At 62.9% G+C, this 15,048-nt stretch carries 10 protein-coding genes; 8 read left to right on the top strand and 2 right to left on the bottom strand.

Going from position 1 to position 15,048, the window contains the following annotated elements:
- The first annotated feature begins 7 nt into the window (after positions 1-7).
- Entirely contained in the window at positions 8-2,347 is a 2,340-nt protein-coding gene (gene clpA / locus ABFY71_RS01605; RefSeq protein WP_347944392.1) for an ATP-dependent Clp protease ATP-binding subunit ClpA, read from the top strand.
- Between the two features lie 1,237 nt (positions 2,348-3,584).
- Positions 3,585-3,806, top strand: coding sequence for a DUF2798 domain-containing protein (locus ABFY71_RS01600; RefSeq protein WP_347944391.1), 222 nt, complete (start codon positions 3,585-3,587; stop codon positions 3,804-3,806).
- 73 nt (positions 3,807-3,879) lie between these two features.
- Here the strand turns inward: ABFY71_RS01600 and ABFY71_RS01595 are convergent, their stop codons facing one another.
- A complete protein-coding gene (locus ABFY71_RS01595) occupies positions 3,880-4,533 on the bottom strand; it encodes a YoaK family protein (RefSeq protein WP_347944390.1) in 654 nt (217 codons plus the stop codon).
- 407 nt (positions 4,534-4,940) lie between these two features.
- Here ABFY71_RS01595 and dnaE point away from each other — a divergent pair, with 407 nt between their 5' ends.
- Together dnaE and ABFY71_RS01585 are read left to right on the top strand one after the other, a co-directional pair.
- Positions 4,941-8,396, top strand: a complete 3,456-nt coding sequence (gene dnaE, locus ABFY71_RS01590; protein ID WP_347944389.1) for a DNA polymerase III subunit alpha — start codon at positions 4,941-4,943, stop codon at positions 8,394-8,396.
- Between the two features lie 227 nt (positions 8,397-8,623).
- Positions 8,624-9,133: a DUF6653 family protein gene (locus ABFY71_RS01585; RefSeq protein ID WP_347944388.1), complete on the top strand. Its 510-nt coding sequence runs from the start codon at positions 8,624-8,626 to the stop codon at positions 9,131-9,133.
- Positions 9,134-9,236: 103 nt separating this feature from the next.
- Here ABFY71_RS01585 and ABFY71_RS01580 read toward each other — a convergent pair whose 3' ends face one another.
- Positions 9,237-9,989 (bottom strand): SDR family NAD(P)-dependent oxidoreductase, encoded by a 753-nt coding sequence (locus ABFY71_RS01580; RefSeq protein WP_347944387.1) that lies wholly within the window; start codon positions 9,987-9,989, stop codon positions 9,237-9,239.
- Between the two features lie 138 nt (positions 9,990-10,127).
- Here ABFY71_RS01580 and ABFY71_RS01575 point away from each other — a divergent pair, with 138 nt between their 5' ends.
- The 4 genes from ABFY71_RS01575 to tsf all read left to right on the top strand — a co-directional run bounded on the left by ABFY71_RS01575 (position 10,128) and on the right by tsf (position 14,976).
- Positions 10,128-11,018: an AraC family transcriptional regulator gene (locus tag ABFY71_RS01575; RefSeq protein ID WP_347944386.1), complete on the top strand. Its 891-nt coding sequence runs from the start codon at positions 10,128-10,130 to the stop codon at positions 11,016-11,018.
- Between the two features lie 275 nt (positions 11,019-11,293).
- Positions 11,294-12,643 carry an MFS transporter gene (locus ABFY71_RS01570; protein WP_347944385.1) on the top strand — a complete coding sequence of 450 codons (1,350 nt, stop codon included), beginning with the start codon at positions 11,294-11,296 and terminating at the stop codon, positions 12,641-12,643.
- A 505-nt stretch (positions 12,644-13,148) separates the two neighbouring features.
- A complete protein-coding gene (gene rpsB, locus ABFY71_RS01565; RefSeq protein ID WP_305577713.1) occupies positions 13,149-13,973 on the top strand; it encodes a 30S ribosomal protein S2 in 825 nt (274 codons plus the stop codon).
- Between the two features lie 73 nt (positions 13,974-14,046).
- Complete coding sequence (gene tsf, locus ABFY71_RS01560; protein ID WP_347944384.1) at positions 14,047-14,976, top strand: translation elongation factor Ts; 930 nt, start codon at positions 14,047-14,049, stop codon at positions 14,974-14,976.
- Positions 14,977-15,048: the final 72 nt, after the last annotated feature.

Genomic DNA, 15,048 nt, shown 5'->3' with positions numbered 1-15,048 from the left:
ACATCATATGCCCTCATTCTCCCGCGGACTTGAAAAGGCCCTGCATCAGGCAATGAACCTGGCGCGTGAGCGTAACCATGAGTTCGCAACGCTCGAGCACCTGCTGCTGGCCCTCACCGACGACCGTGAAACGATCGCCGTGCTGACCGGCTGCGACGTCGATGTCGACGCGCTCAAGAGCGACCTCGAAGATTTCATCAATGAAGAGCTGGACAGCCTGATCGTGCCCAGCGGCCAGGACGCGCGGCCCACCGCCGCGTTCCAGCGCGTGATTCAGCGCGCCGTCATTCACGTCCAGTCTTCCGGGCGCGAAGAGGTGACCGGCGCCAATGTGCTGGTGGCGATTTTCGCCGAGCGCGAAAGCCACGCCGCCTATTTCCTCGAACAGCAGGACATGAGCCGGCTCGACGCGGTCAACTTCATCAGCCACGGCATTACCAAGTCGGGGCCGAGCGAAGACCGCAAGGTGCATGGCGTTGACGATGGCGAGGCCCATGCCGAAGGCGGTGCCGAGGCCAAGAAGACCTCGGCGCTGGCCGATTTTGCCGTCAACCTCAACGAGAAGGCCCGGGCCGGCAAGATCGACCCGCTGATTGGGCGCGATGCCGAGCTGCGCCGCACCATTCAGGTGCTGTGCCGCCGGTCCAAGAACAACCCGCTCTATGTCGGCGACGCCGGCGTGGGCAAGACCGCCATTGCCGAGGGCCTGGCCCGCAAGATCGTCGAAGGCGATGTGCCCGAAGTGCTGCGCAATGCGGTGATCTACTCGCTCGACATGGGCTCGCTTTTGGCGGGCACCCGCTATCGCGGCGACTTCGAGGAACGCCTCAAGGCGGTGATGAAGGAGCTCGAAAAGCTGCCCGACTCGGTGCTGTTCATCGACGAGATCCACACCATGATCGGCGCTGGCGCCACCTCGGGCGGTGCGCTCGATGCGTCCAACCTGCTCAAGCCAGCTTTGGCGAGCGGGGCGATCCGCTGCATCGGCTCGACCACCTACAAGGAATATCGCCAGTTCTTTGAAAAGGACCGGGCCCTGGTCCGGCGCTTCCAGAAGATCGACGTCAACGAGCCGTCAATTCCGGACGCCATCGAGATCGTGAAGGGTTTGCGGCCGTATTTCGAAGAGTTCCACAAGATCAAGTACACCGATGACGCCCTCAAGGCGGCGGTGGAACTGAGCGCGCGCTATATCAATGACCGCAAGCTGCCCGACAAGGCGATCGACGTGCTCGACGAGACCGGCGCCAGCCAGATGCTGCTGACGCCCGACAAGCGCAAGAAGGTGATCGAGGTCGAAGACATCGAGGCCACCATCGCCACCATTGCGCGCATTCCACCCAAATCGGTGTCCAAGTCGGATTCCGAAATGCTGGCGAGCCTCGAGCAGAACCTCAAGACTGTGGTGTTCGGCCAGGATGCGGCCATCACTGCCCTGTCCTCGGCGATCAAGCTGGCCCGCGCCGGCCTGCGCGAGCCGGAAAAGCCGATCGGTTCCTATCTGTTCACCGGCCCCACCGGTGTCGGCAAGACCGAAGCGGCCAAGCAGTTGGCCGATACGCTGGGCGTGGAACTGCTGCGCTTCGACATGTCGGAGTACATGGAGCGCCACACCGTCAGCCGGCTGATTGGTGCCCCGCCGGGCTATGTCGGGTTCGACCAGGGGGGTCTGCTGACCGACGGCGTCGATCAGAACCCGCATTGCGTGGTGCTGCTCGACGAAATCGAGAAGGCCCATCCCGATCTCTACAACATCCTGTTGCAGGTGATGGACCACGGCAAGCTGACCGATCACACCGGCAAGTCGGTGGATTTCCGCAATGTCATCCTGATCATGACGTCCAATGTGGGCGCCATGGAGCTGGCCAAGAGCCCGATCGGCTTTGGGCGCAAGCGCGAGCAGGGCGACGATGAAGAGGCGATCAACCGCCTGTTCAGCCCCGAATTCCGCAACCGGCTCGATGCGATCATCTCCTTTGCCCCGCTGCCGCGCGAAGTGGTGCGCCGGGTGGTCGAGAAGTTCGTGCTGCAGCTTGAAGGCCAGCTGGCCGAGCGCAATGTCACCATTGTGCTGCAGCCCGAGGCCGCCGACTGGCTGGCCGAACGCGGCTATGATGAACGCATGGGGGCGCGGCCACTGGGCCGGGTCATTCAGGAATACATCAAGAAGCCGCTGGCCGAGGAGGTGCTGTTTGGCGAACTGGTCAAGGGTGGCACCGTCACCGTGGCGGTGGTCGGCGAAGGCAAGGACGCCAAGCTCGAGCTGATCGCGGCACCACCGCGCGCCGCCAAGCCCAAAGCCCTGCCCAAGCCGAAAAAGCCCAAGGCGACCGTCGACAAGAGCTAATGCCGCTTGGCATGGCAAGAAAAGAGGCCCGGAGCGATCCGGGCCTTTTTTTCGTAGGGGCGGCTTTGGGGTGGACGGCTTCGGGGTGGGAATGGGACTGTCGGGTTTCGGTAAACCGGCGGCCAAAGCGGACAAATGCACTGTGTGTTGGGTGCAGCTCAATGCTGCAGTGGTTAGAGATGATCTAATATTCAAATTGATCCATACATTCTGAACCCGGTGTTGCATTGGGAGCCGTCTTCGGACAACCAAATCACCAATGTGGGTGTTCGCATGAACCCTGTCGTCTCCGCTATTGAGTATTGATGGCTCCACTTTTCACCAACCGTTGTCAGAGGGTTGTATCTTATCGCTCGGCTATCGATCTCCACGATCTCGCGCAGACTCTCCAGCGACACGACCGGGCATATCTCGTCTGAGACATCGGCTTCCCTGAAGCCACCTTGATCCCTCGGCGTGAACCAAAGCCGGTCTCTTTCACGTAGAAATGTGAGAAGTTGCGCGTCTAGATCATTTACAGCTTTCCTCGGCATGCACGACGCGACAAAAAACGTAACACACGCGATTGCGGATAAAAGCAGTGCATATCGAGCTAGGCTCATGTGAGGCTCCGTGAGCGGCAGGCCACGAGTTTACTCTGCCTGCAGACAAGGCGGCAACAGGAACGGCAACTTCTGGTGTTTCATCGTTTGACCGATAATGACCGATATCGGGTCGAGGCTGTGTGAAAACTCGGCCGTGAAAGTTGCAGCTAGAAAACCATTCCCCAGGCAGTCCGAGTACGCGGGTTTCAAACGCCAATTTGCGCATTTGCGGCACCCTACAGGCCGTTTGACCAGGTGAAACGCGAGCCCGACGACAATCGGTAGAATTCCATTCTATCGACTTCTCGCCAAGCCGAATTTTCACACAGCCTCGGGTCGGGAGCTGTCACCAGACGTGTTTGCCGCTCTGTCTATTACCTCACCGTGCCGCCGACAAATGACGGCGGCCGCTTGCTCCCAAAACGCGCGCCTTCGTAAGCGTTTTCTGCGCAGGCCAGCCATTCGCCACCCGGGCTTGCGCGGTGGCGGGGCTTTGGCTAGGTCACGCAAGCCGAAAGAAGTCGCCGGTTGGTATCCCGGTCCCTGCCATGCAGGCTTCGTCGCAGTTTCTGCGGTCCCACTGGCACCAACCCTTGTTCAGGGCTGGTGCTGACGTGGGATAGTCTCCGTCAGCCGGCCCCGATGGAGACTTCATGCCCAAGAAAACCCAGCTCGTCCTGTCCCTGTTCATCACCTTTTTCATGGCTCTGGTCATGTCGGGGATCATGGGCTTTCTGAATGCCGGGCCCGCCTCTCTTGCCCATTGGCCGGTGACCTTCATCACTGCCTGGCCCATCGCCTTTGTCGTCAGCCAGCTGGTCAATCCGCTGGCCTTCAAGCTGGCCTTCCTGGTGGCGCCGCCGCGTCGCGGGTAACGCTGCGGTTACGGATCAATGCGGGTCGGCCCGACAGGCCGGCCCGCATGCCGGTGGCAGAACCGCGGCGAGGTCAGTCCAGGACCTTGCCCGGCCGGCGCAGGATGAAGGCGATGAGAAAGCCGAGATAGACCAGACCGGGCAGCAGCAGGGCGTTGAGGCCGGCATAGGCATAGCCGAGGCCGCCGAGCAGGCCGCCCAGCAGCAGCGAGAACCAGACCAGCAGATGCTGGGCCCAGCGCCAGGGCGGCGCCAGGCCGCGCAGCGCGAGGGCCAAATCCTGGCCGGCGGTGAACAAGGTGCCGGTAACGAAGGTGGTGCCCAGCCGCACCGAGCCGGTCGAGGGCACGATGGCGTTCTGCGCCCCGGCGCCGGCAGCAAGGAACAGCATGAACTGGCGCGGTGGACTGCCCAGGGCCGCGCCGGCCAGGGTGGCCAGAAAGCTCAGCACCACCAGCGCCGTCACCAGGCTCGAGCCCCAGCGCGGCCCGGCCAGCAAGGCGAGCAGCGAGCCGAGCAGGCTGCCGGCAAAGAACAGGCCGACCAGCGAGCCGGTCAGCAGCGCCACCGACCAGCTGCCCTGGGCCAGGGCATCGCCGAGCTGGGTGGTATTGCCGCTGACAAAGGAGGTGAAGTGGCCGCCCAGCTCGATGAAGCTGACCACGTCGGAAAACCCGGCGGAGGCGGTGAGCAGCAGGCCCAGGCTGAGTTGCGGGGTTGGCGTCATGGTGCTGAGTCTCGCGCAGGGTTCGGTCACGGAAACTGGCCCGTTGCGCGGCCGGCGGCAAGGGCCTTGCGTTGGCCGCCAGCGCAAATGCTAACAGTCTGCTAACCAATTGCCAGCAATCCCCGCTGTTCCCGTTCTACACACTCGACAGGAACAAACATCGAACATATAAGAACATAATAGCAACACGGGAGATGCAGATGCTCACTTTCATCAAGGACTTTGCCGCATTCGTTACGCTGGGCGCCTTCACCATTGGTTCGCTCACCTGGATGGATATGCTGGCCCGACTCGTGTGACGCTGCAGCGTCTGCAGCGTGCGGCGCTGAAACCCGGCGCGCGCTGCGCTGTGGATTGCGCCATCGGCACGGTATGATCATCGTCCCGCGCCAGTCATAAAGGTAGTCATGACAGGCCCCGGTTTTATTCACCTTCACGTCCACTCTGCCTATTCCCTGCTTGAGGGGGCGCTGCAGCTCGACACCATTCTCAAGCTGGCCGGCGAAGACGCGCAGCCCGCGCTGGGCATTGCCGATACCGGCAATCTGTTTGGCGCGCTGGAGTTTTCCGAAAAGGCCAGCAAGAAGGGCATTCAGCCGCTGGTCGGGGTGGAGCTGGCCATCGATTTCGCCGCCGGCGAAGAGCGCGTCAGCGAGCGCGGCCATGTCGCCTGGGCGGGCAAGTCCAGCGTGGTGCTGCTGGCGCAGACCGAAACCGGGTTCGGCAATCTGTCGCGGCTGGTGTCGCAATCGTTCATCGAGGGCGATGGCGGCACGGCGCGGGCGCAGCTCGACTGGCTCAGCCGCGATCGGCTCGACGGGCTGATCTGCCTGAGCGGTGGCCCCGAGGGGGCCATCGACATGGCCTTTGCCCAGGGGCAGGACGCCAATGCCATCAAGCGGCTGGACCGCCTGGCGGAGCTGTTTGGCGAGCGCTTCTATATCGAATTGCAGCGCCATGGCCGGGTGCAGGAGGCGGCGGTGGAGCCGCGGCTGATCGACTATGCCTATCGCAAGGGCATTCCGCTGGTGGCCACCAATGAGCCATTCTTCAAATCGGTCAAGGAATATGAGGCGCATGACGCGTTGCTGGCCATTGCCGGCGGCACCGTGCTGGCCCAGACCGAGCGGCGCAAGCTGAACGACCAGTATTACTTCAAGACCCGCGCCGAAATGGCCGCGCTGTTCTCGGACCTGCCCGAAGCGCTGGACTCGACCGTGGAGATCGCGCGGCGCGTCTCGTATCGGCCGCTGACGCGCAAGCCGATCCTGCCCAAATTCGCCGCCGCGCCCGATCTGAGCGAGGACGATGCGGTGGCCGCCGAGGCCGACGCGCTGCGCGCCATGGCCGAAGAGGGCCTGCGCAATCGCCTCGCGGCCACGGGCCCGGCGCCGGGCAAGACGGCAGCGGAATACTGGGAGCGGCTGGAGTTCGAGCTGGGCATCATCGCCTCCATGAAGTTCCCCGGCTATTTCCTGATCGTGGCTGACTTTATCCGCTGGTCAAAGGCGCAGGGCATTCCGGTGGGGCCGGGGCGTGGCTCGGGTGCCGGCTCGCTGGTGGCCTATGCCACCACCATCACCGATCTGGACCCGCTGGCCTACAATCTGCTGTTCGAGCGCTTCCTCAATCCCGAGCGCGTCTCGATGCCCGACTTTGACATCGACTTCTGTCAGGACCGGCGCGAAGAGGTCATTCGCTACGTGCAGCGCAAATATGGCACCGAGCAGGTGAGCCAGATCATCACCTTCGGAACGCTGCAGGCCCGCGCCGTGCTGCGCGACGTCGGTCGCGTGCTGCAGATGCCCTATGGCCAGGTTGACCGCATCTGCAAGATGGTGCCGGCCAATCCGGCCGATCCGTGGTCGATCGAGCGCACCATGAAGGAAGTCCCCGAGTTCAAGGCCATGGCCGACGAGGACGAAACGGTGGCCGACCTGGTGGCGATAGGCAAGGTGCTGGAAGGCCTGTTCCGCCACGCCTCCACCCATGCCGCGGGCATCATCATCGGCGACCGGCCGCTGCATGATCTGGCGCCGCTCTATCGCGATCCGCGCTCGGACATGCCGGTGTGCCAGTACAATATGAAGTGGAGCGAGGCCGCCGGGCTGGTCAAGTTCGACTTTTTGGGCCTGAAAACCCTGACCACGGTGCAATACGCGGTCAATATGGTCAATCTGGATGGCGGCAGCTTCCGCATTGAAGACATCCCGATCAACGACAAGCCGACCTACGACCTCTATGCCCGCGGCGACACCTTTGGCGTGTTCCAGGTCGAGGGCGCCGGCATGCGTCGGGCGCTGCTCGACATGAAACCCGACCGCTTCGAGGACATCATCGCCATCGTGGCGCTGTATCGCCCCGGTCCGATGGACAATATTCCGATGTTCTGCGACCGCAAGCACGGGCGCGAGGATGTGGAATATCCGCACGAGGACCTCTCCAAGGTGCTCGACGAGACCTATGGCATCATCGTCTACCAGGAGCAGGTGATGCAGATCGCCCAGCTGCTCTCGGGCTATTCGCTGGGCGAAGCCGATATGCTGCGCCGCGCCATGGGCAAGAAGATCAAGTCCGAGATGGATGCGCAGCGCGAGCGCTTCCGCGAGGGCGCCATCCGGCACGGGCTCAAGCAGGGCCAGGCCGATACGATCTTTGACCTGCTGGCCAAATTCGCCAATTACGGCTTCAACAAGAGCCATGCGGCGACCTATGCGCTCGTCTCCTACCAGACGGCCTATCTCAAGGCGCATTACCCGCACGAATTCCTCGCCGCGTCGATGACGCTGGACATGGGCAATACCGACAAGCTGGCCGAGTTCCGCAGCGAGGCCAAGCGCAACAAGATCGAGCTGGTGCCGCCCTGCGTCAACCGCTCGCAGGTGGTGTTTTCGGTCAAGGACAAGGCCATTCTCTATGGCCTGTGCGCGGTCAAGGGCGTGGGTCGGCAGGTGGCCGAACACATCGTCGAGGTGCGCGGCGATACCCCGTTTGCCGATCTGGGCGATTTTGCCCGCCGCGTCGATCCGCGCGTGCTCTCCAAGCGCACGCTGGAAACCCTGGCCAATGCCGGCGCCTTTGACGCCATCGTGCCGCGGCGCGAGGTGGCCTTTGCCGCCATCGAGGCGGTGATGGGCATGGCCCATTCGCTGACCGCCGAGCGCAATGAGGGCCAGTGGAACATGTTCGACGCCGGTGAGCCCGAAACCGTGCGCCTGCCCGAGGGCGTGCCGGACTGGAGCACCACCGAGCGGGCCGACCGCGAGCTGAGTGCCTTCGGCTTTCACCTTTCGGCCCATCCGCTCGATGCCTATGCCGATATGTTCGACAAGCTGCGCGTGCAGCGCTGGGCCGATTTCGAGCGCGCCGTCAAGGATGGCGCTTCGGCCGGGCGGCTGGCCGGCACGATCAGCGGGCGGCAGGATCGCCGCACCCGCAAGGGCACGCCAATGATGATCCTGACGCTGTCCGACCAGTCCGGCAGCTTTGAGGTGATCGCCTTTTCCGAGCAGATCAGCCAGTTCGGCGCCCTGTTGCAGCCGGGCAAGTCGGTGATCCTGCAGGTGGGCGCCGATGAACGCGCCGAAGGCGTCAGCCTGCGCCTGCTGTCGGCCGAGCTGATCGAGGGCATGGCCGAAAAGATCGACCGGCGCCTGACGGTGTTCGCCGCCAGCGCCGCGCCGCTCGGCTCCATCGCTGCGCAGCTCAAGCGGGGCGGGGAGGGGAGCGTCAATTTCGTGGTCATCCGCGAGGGCGGCGCCCGCGAATACGAGATCGAACTGCCCGGCACCTATCTGCTCACCACCGCCGTCGCCGGCGGCATCAAGGCGCTGGACGGCGTGACGGATGTGCGGTTTCACTGAGGGGATCGACCCAGTCCAGGCTGAGGCCGCGCATTGGGCCTCTGGGCCGCCGAGGGTCGGCGCTTGGATCGACGGACCATACCACAACGCGCTGACAGCTTCCGACCCCGTTTGGGTCGTTCAGGTCATGAGGTGAGGACGCCTGAAGCGGACCTTGCAGGTGGTTCTTGTCCCCCGATCCTGTCTGTTGCAGGTTTCGGGATTTTCGCGAAGCAGGGAGCGTCAGCATGAGTGGCAATGACAGTATCGCGGAACGCATCATGTCGATGGATGACGCCACATGGCAACGTCATGCCAATCCCCTGAGCGTTTATACGCGCTATCTGGGCCTGCCGCTGCTCGCCATGGGGATATGGAGTCGCATCTGGCTCGGATGGTGGTCGCTGCTGCCAATTGCCGCCGCCATGCTTTGGATCTGGGCTAATCCCAGGATTTTCCCAAAGCCCAACTCAACAGACAATTGGGCGTCAAAGGCGGTGCTCGGTGAACGGGTATGGTTGAATCGCAAGCTGATTCCCATTCCTGCCGGGCATCGACGGGCGGCATTGCTGCTTTCGATCCTCAACGGTTCAACTTCGCTTCTGGCGATTTACGGACTGGCCATGCTGGACGCTTGGCCGACCCTTGCCGGAATCGGCGGCGTTATCCTCGCCAAGACTTGGTTTCTGGACAGGATGGTTTGGCTGTTCGAGGATATGAAAGTCGACAACCCGGCCTATCAGCGCTGGTGCTACTAGTGCGTTTGTCACGCCATTCCGAATTGTCGCGAATGGATCGACCGCATTGGCCGAGGTGGCCCGGTCATCGCCTGGGTCGCGACGACCGTGCCTGTCGGTATGGCTAGATGTTCTGGCCGCCCGAAACTTCGATCCGCTGCGCGGTGACCCAGCGGTTGGAGGGCTGCAGCAGGCTGGCGACGGCTGGCCCGATATCGTCCGGCAGGCCCACGCGGCCCAGGGCGATCATGGCGGCAAAGGCTTCCTTGTAGGCCGGCGTATCGCGCACGACCCCACCCAGGAAATCCGTCTCGATCGCGCCGGGCGCAATGGTATTGGCGGTAATGCCGCGGCTGCCCAGTTCCTTGGCCATATAGAGCGTCATGATTTCGACGGCGCCCTTGGCAGCGGAGTAAGCTGAAAAACCTGGGCTGGAGACGCGGGTCAGCCCACTCGAGAAATTGACGATCCGACCGCCATCGACCAGCAGGGGCAACAGCGCCTGAGTGAGAAAGAACACGCCCTTTACATGCACGTCGAACAGGGCGTCGAACTGGGCCTCGGTGGTTTCGGCAAGCATTGCCATCTCACCATGCCCGGCATTGTTGACGAGGTGATCGAAGCCGTCACGTTCCCAGGAAGCAAGGATCGCGCGCACCTTTTCGACAAAGGCGGGGAAGCTGGCGACGACGCCGGTGTCGAGCTGCAGGGCCACGGCTTTGCGGCCAAGAGCCGCGATCTCGGCGACCACGCGCTCGGCATTTTCCTGGCCGTTGCGATAGGTCAGGATGACGTCGCCGCCCATGCGGGCAATATTGAGGGCCGTGTTGCGACCCAGGCCGCGGCTGGCGCCGGTGACGATGGATATGGTTGTCATGGAGATGTCCTTCCGTTGCGATTGATGGAAGGCGTTATTGCCCGGCTGAAGAAGCCCCGGTTGCCCGAAACTCGACTTGTCTTGCCTAATCCTCCAATGCCGGTTGTGGTCGTCAGCGCCTGGCACTAGAGTTTTGCTATGGAAAACACCCTGCTCGCCGCCGTCCATCGCTTTGCTTCGATCCACACCGACGCGGTGGGCATAGCCAGGACGCCCATACCCGGCCTGACGATCGTTCGGGAACTGGTTCCGACGGCCCTGCAGTTCGCCATCAATTCGCCCATGGTCGCGTTGGTATTGCAGGGCAACAAACGGGTTATGCAGGGTAGCGACACCTACGACTTCGGTGCGGGGGACTCGCTGCTCATCACCGCCGATGTGCCGACCGTCAGCCAGGTCACCCGGGCCAATGCCGCCGAACCCTACTATTCCCTGATCGTCGACCTGAATCCGTCTGTCATCGCGACCCTGGTCGACGAGATCGGCTCGTCGCCATTCGTGGCTGGTCAGCCGGTTCGCGTCGATCCCACTGATGCAGAGGTGGCTGATGTGGCCCTGCGCCTGATGCGGCTGATCAATCGCCCGGCCTCACTGTCGGTCCTGCAGAACCAGCTTGTTCGCGAGCTCCACTTCTGGCTGCTCTCCGGACGCCATGGCGGTGCCATCCGGGCGCTTGGTGTCAGCGACAGCCATGTCCAGCGCATCCGCCGTGCCGTAGCGATCATTCGCGAACGCCATGCCGACGTGCTGCCGGTCGAGCAGCTGGCAAAGGCTGCAGGCATGGGCACCTCGTCCTTCCATGACCATTTCCGGGCCGTGACGTCGCTGACGCCGCTGCAGTTTCAAAAGCAGTTCCGGCTGATCGAAGCGCGCCGAATGCTGATGGCCGAGGGCGCTGCCATCAGCAATGCGGCCTATGCCGTTGGCTATGAGAGCATCCCGCAATTTACCCGCGAATATGGCCGGCTGTTCGGACAATCACCGGCCCGGGACCTCCGGTCGGCCCGGTCGCAGGCGCGCTCTGCTTAGATGGTGTCGTTCGGGTAGGATGCGCGACTGCCAGGAGCCCGTCCTCCGCCTTTTTCCGTTCGCACCGTCAGACCGGCTGCTCCCTGCGTTGTTGCAGCTCATCCCGGAATCGCCGGCATACGCGGCCTCCCTTCGCGCAAGCGTGTCGAAAACCCCCTTTGCTGCTCGTCGCCATGGTGCCGGCTGCTGACACATCTCGTCAGTCTGCCGGCGCACAGCTACACTCAGCAATTGCCCGCCCGCATAGCGCGCGGCCGCAGGAACGAGGCCGAAAGATGAAGCCGTTTCACCAAATCCTGGCCAATAACCTCGTGGCCAATATCACCAATTTCACCGTCTGGTTCGCCATCACGTTCTGGACCTTCATTGAAACCCAGTCGGTGTTCGCGACCGGCATGATCGCCGGCGTCTATCTGGTATTCACCGCGGGTTTCGGCTTCTGGTTCGGCTCGATCGTCGATCACAATGCCAAGAAAACGGCGATGCTGGGCTCGAGCCTGGTCTCGGCGCTGTTCTACGGGGCAAGCCTCGTGATCCTGCTGCTGGAGCCGGAAGGCGCCTTTACCGACCCTTATGGCCCCTATCTCTGGGGCTTCGTGCTGCTGGTGATGCTGGGGGTGATTGCCGGCAATATCCGCTCCATCGCCCTGACCACATTGGTGACGATCCTTATTCCGGAAGGCGAACGCGACAAGGCCAATGGCCTGGTCGGCATGGTCTCGGGCATCGGCTTTCTCACCACCTCGGTTATTTCCGGCTTTCTGGTCGCCTATACCGGCATGTTCGGCGTGATCAGCCTGGCCCTGGTCAGCACAGTTTTGGTCCTGCTGCATCTTGGCCTGGTGCGCGTCGATGAGGGACGCGTGGCGCCGAGCGCCGATCAGCCGGCCGAACCCAGGCGCGTCGATATCGCCGGCACGATCGGCGTGATTGCCGCCGTGCCGGGGCTGTTTGCCCTGATCTTTTTTGCCTGCTTCAACAATTTCCTGGGTGGCATCTTCATGGCGCTGCTCGACGCCTATGGCTTGTCGCTGGTGAGCGTCGAGGTCTGGGGCCTGCTGTTCGGCGTGCTGTCCACCGCCTTTATCCTGAGCGGCATCATCATCTCCCGCACCGGACTGGGCAAGAACCCGCTGCGCACGCTGCTGCTGGTGAACCTGATCACCTGGTCCGCCTGCTGCGTCTTTACGCTCCAATCCTCGATCTGGCTGCTGGCCGCAGGCTGTTTCGTCTGGATGCTGCTGGGGCCCTATGCCGAGGCGGCCGAACACACCACCCTGCAGAAGGTGGTGCCGCTGGAACGGCAGGGGCGCGTGTTCGGCTTTGCCCAGTCGGTGGAGCAATCCGCCTCGCCCCTGACCGCGTTCCTGATCGGACCGCTCACCCAGTTCGTGGTGATCCCGTTCATGACCGACGGGGCAGGGGCGCAATCGATCGGCTTCTGGTTCGGTACCGGTCCCGACCGGGGCATGGCGCTGGTCTTCACCCTGGCCGGCATGGTCGGTGTGCTGGTGACGGTGATCGCCTTCAATTCGCGCCCCTATCGCGACCTGTCGCGCGCCTATGCCGCGGGCAAGGACGATGACGATGCGGACGGGAGCGCGGCGGTGACCAATCCTGCCTGATCGGTAAGCGTGCGGTTACCTGTTCGGCGCCGGCAGAACGTCACCCCGCAATGGCGAATGTGCCCATCTTATCCCCGCAGCCAAAACCGCGCGCATACTGCCGCCATCACCCCACACGGCGGCCTGCAGGTGAACAGTGGTGGGGTGAGCTGGGTGGGAGGCACCTCTTCCACAGGTTCCAAGTCCGGCCGTGAGGGGGCGAGCGACCCCCATGCCGCCGGACAGTTCCAAAAACCAGCGCTCCGAGACGGCTCTCGTCTCATTTTATTTTACTCAAGGGGCGAAAGCCGTCTCGGAGTCCGTCTTGTCCGATACCCGCGTCGCAGGCGGCGCTTGCGCTTGCCTTTATGGCGGTCTTCGCCTATAGCGCGCATGCGTTTGACTGCGTGTCAGCGCGATTTCACACACGAGGCAGGTGTTTCGGGAAACCGAAATGCCATCCGGTGGCGGGATACCGTCGCAAGGCTTCGTGGAGGCATCAACCGGTAAACAAGGAGCAGCCATCATGGCACTGCCCGATTTTTCTATGCGTCAATTGCTCGAAGCTGGCGTTCACTTTGGTCACCAGAAGCACCGCTGGAACCCCAAGATGGAACGCCACATTTTCGGCGTTCGCAACGACATCCACATTCTCGATCTGAGCCAGACCGTGCCGGCACTGAGCCGTGCGCTGCAGCTGGTCAGCGACACGGTTGCTGATGGCGGCCGTCTGCTGTTCGTTGGCACCAAGCGTCAGGCTGCCCCCCTGGTGGCCGAGGCTGCCAAGCAGTCCGCCCAGTATTTTGTGAACTCGCGCTGGCTCGGCGGCACGCTGACCAACTGGCAGACGATTTCCAAGTCCATCGCTCGCCTGCGCGAGCTGGAAGGCATGAGCGAAGACCAGCTCGCTCTGCGCACCAAGAAGGAACGTCTGATGATGAGCCGCGAAGGTGAGCGCCTGGAGCGTGATCTGGGCGGCATCAAGGACATGGGCAACCTGCCATCGCTGCTGTTCGTGATCGACACGAACAAGGAAGCCAATGCGATCAAGGAAGCCCGTCGTCTGGGGATTCCGGTTATTGCCATCGTCGATACCAATTGCGATCCCGACACGGTCGACTACGCCATCCCCGGCAATGACGATGCCTCGCGCGCGCTGGAGCTGTACACCTCGCTGATCGCCAAGGCGGCCATCGATGGTATTGCCCGTTCGTCGTCGGATTTCGGTGCGGATGCCGGCGCCACCGAGCGTACACCGGCTGAAGAGCTGCCGGTTGAAGCCGCTCCGGAAGCGCCTGCTGCCGCAGAGCCTGCCGCTGCAGCACCGGCCGCAGAGCCAACCGTCAACTAAGTTCGCTATTGGCGAACATTGTACTGATTTGAACCATGCGGCCCCGGTGATGGGGCCGCCAAGAGGTGACACCATGGAAATCACTGCAGGAATGGTCAAGCAGCTCCGCGACTCGACTGGCGTCGGGATGATGGACTGCAAGAAGGCCCTGGCTGAAACCAATGGCGACATGGAAGCGGCAATCGACTGGTTGCGCACCCGTGGCCTGGCCAAGGCCGCCAAGAAGGCCGACCGCGTTGCCGCTGAAGGTCTGGTTGGCATTGCTACCGCCGGCACCAGCGCTGCCGCTGTCGAAGTGAACTCGGAAACCGATTTCGTTGCCCGCAACGAGCAGTTCCAGGACATTGTCGGCACCATTGCCAAGCTGGCGCTGGACGCCAATGGCGATGTCGCCAAGCTGGCCGACATGCCGTTCCCGGGCTCGGCCCATTCGGTTTCGGCCGAACTGAACGACGCCATCGCCAAGATCGGCGAAAACATGAATCTGCGCCGCACCGCGATCGTTTCGGTCACGGATGGCGTGGTGGAAAGCTATGTCCACAACGCCGTCAAGGCCGGCCTGGGCAAGATCGGCATTCTGGTGGCGCTGGAATCGAGCGGCGACAAGGCTGCGCTGTCGGCTCTCGGCAAGCAGCTGGCGATGCACATCGCAGCGGCCCAGCCGCAGGCGATTTCGACCGACGAACTGGATCAGGATGTGGTGGCGCGCGAGCGTGCCATCATTCTCGAGCAGGTCAAGGAAAGCGGCAAGTCCGCCGAGATCGCCGAAAAGATGGTCGAAGGCCGGATGCGCAAGTACTTCGAAGAAGTCACGCTGCTCAGCCAGGTGTTTGTGATCGACGGTGAGACCAAGGTCGCCGACGCCATCAAGAACGCCGAAAAGGATGTTGGTGCGCCGATCAAGCTGACCCGCTTTGTGCGCTTTGCCCTGGGCGAGGGCATCGAGAAGGCCGAGAGCGACTTCGCCGCTGAAGTCGCTGCCACTGCCGGCGTGAAGAGCTAGTCACGCCCCACAAGATTGCGGGTGGGCCCAAGGGCCTGCCCGCCGTTCTCCCGCTCGGCCATGTTTTGGCCC

This window comes from Devosia alba (assembly GCF_039938915.1).
Classification (GTDB): Bacteria; Pseudomonadota; Alphaproteobacteria; order Rhizobiales; family Devosiaceae; genus Devosia; species Devosia alba.
Note: the sequence above shows the minus strand (reverse complement) of the source record. Positions and strands in the feature narration are given on the sequence as shown.

Coding starts and splice junctions, on each gene's coding strand:
- dnaE (WP_347944389.1), top strand. CDS start 4,941: ATGACAGGCCCCGGTTTTATTCACCTTCACGTCCACTCTGCCTATTCC.
- ABFY71_RS01595 (WP_347944390.1), bottom strand. CDS start 4,533: ATGACGCCAACCCCGCAACTCAGCCTGGGCCTGCTGCTCACCGCCTCC.
- ABFY71_RS01570 (WP_347944385.1), top strand. CDS start 11,294: ATGAAGCCGTTTCACCAAATCCTGGCCAATAACCTCGTGGCCAATATC.
- ABFY71_RS01580 (WP_347944387.1), bottom strand. CDS start 9,989: ATGACAACCATATCCATCGTCACCGGCGCCAGCCGCGGCCTGGGTCGC.
- rpsB (WP_305577713.1), top strand. CDS start 13,149: ATGGCACTGCCCGATTTTTCTATGCGTCAATTGCTCGAAGCTGGCGTT.
- clpA (WP_347944392.1), top strand. CDS start 8: ATGCCCTCATTCTCCCGCGGACTTGAAAAGGCCCTGCATCAGGCAATG.
- ABFY71_RS01585 (WP_347944388.1), top strand. CDS start 8,624: ATGAGTGGCAATGACAGTATCGCGGAACGCATCATGTCGATGGATGAC.
- tsf (WP_347944384.1), top strand. CDS start 14,047: ATGGAAATCACTGCAGGAATGGTCAAGCAGCTCCGCGACTCGACTGGC.
- ABFY71_RS01575 (WP_347944386.1), top strand. CDS start 10,128: ATGGAAAACACCCTGCTCGCCGCCGTCCATCGCTTTGCTTCGATCCAC.
- ABFY71_RS01600 (WP_347944391.1), top strand. CDS start 3,585: ATGCCCAAGAAAACCCAGCTCGTCCTGTCCCTGTTCATCACCTTTTTC.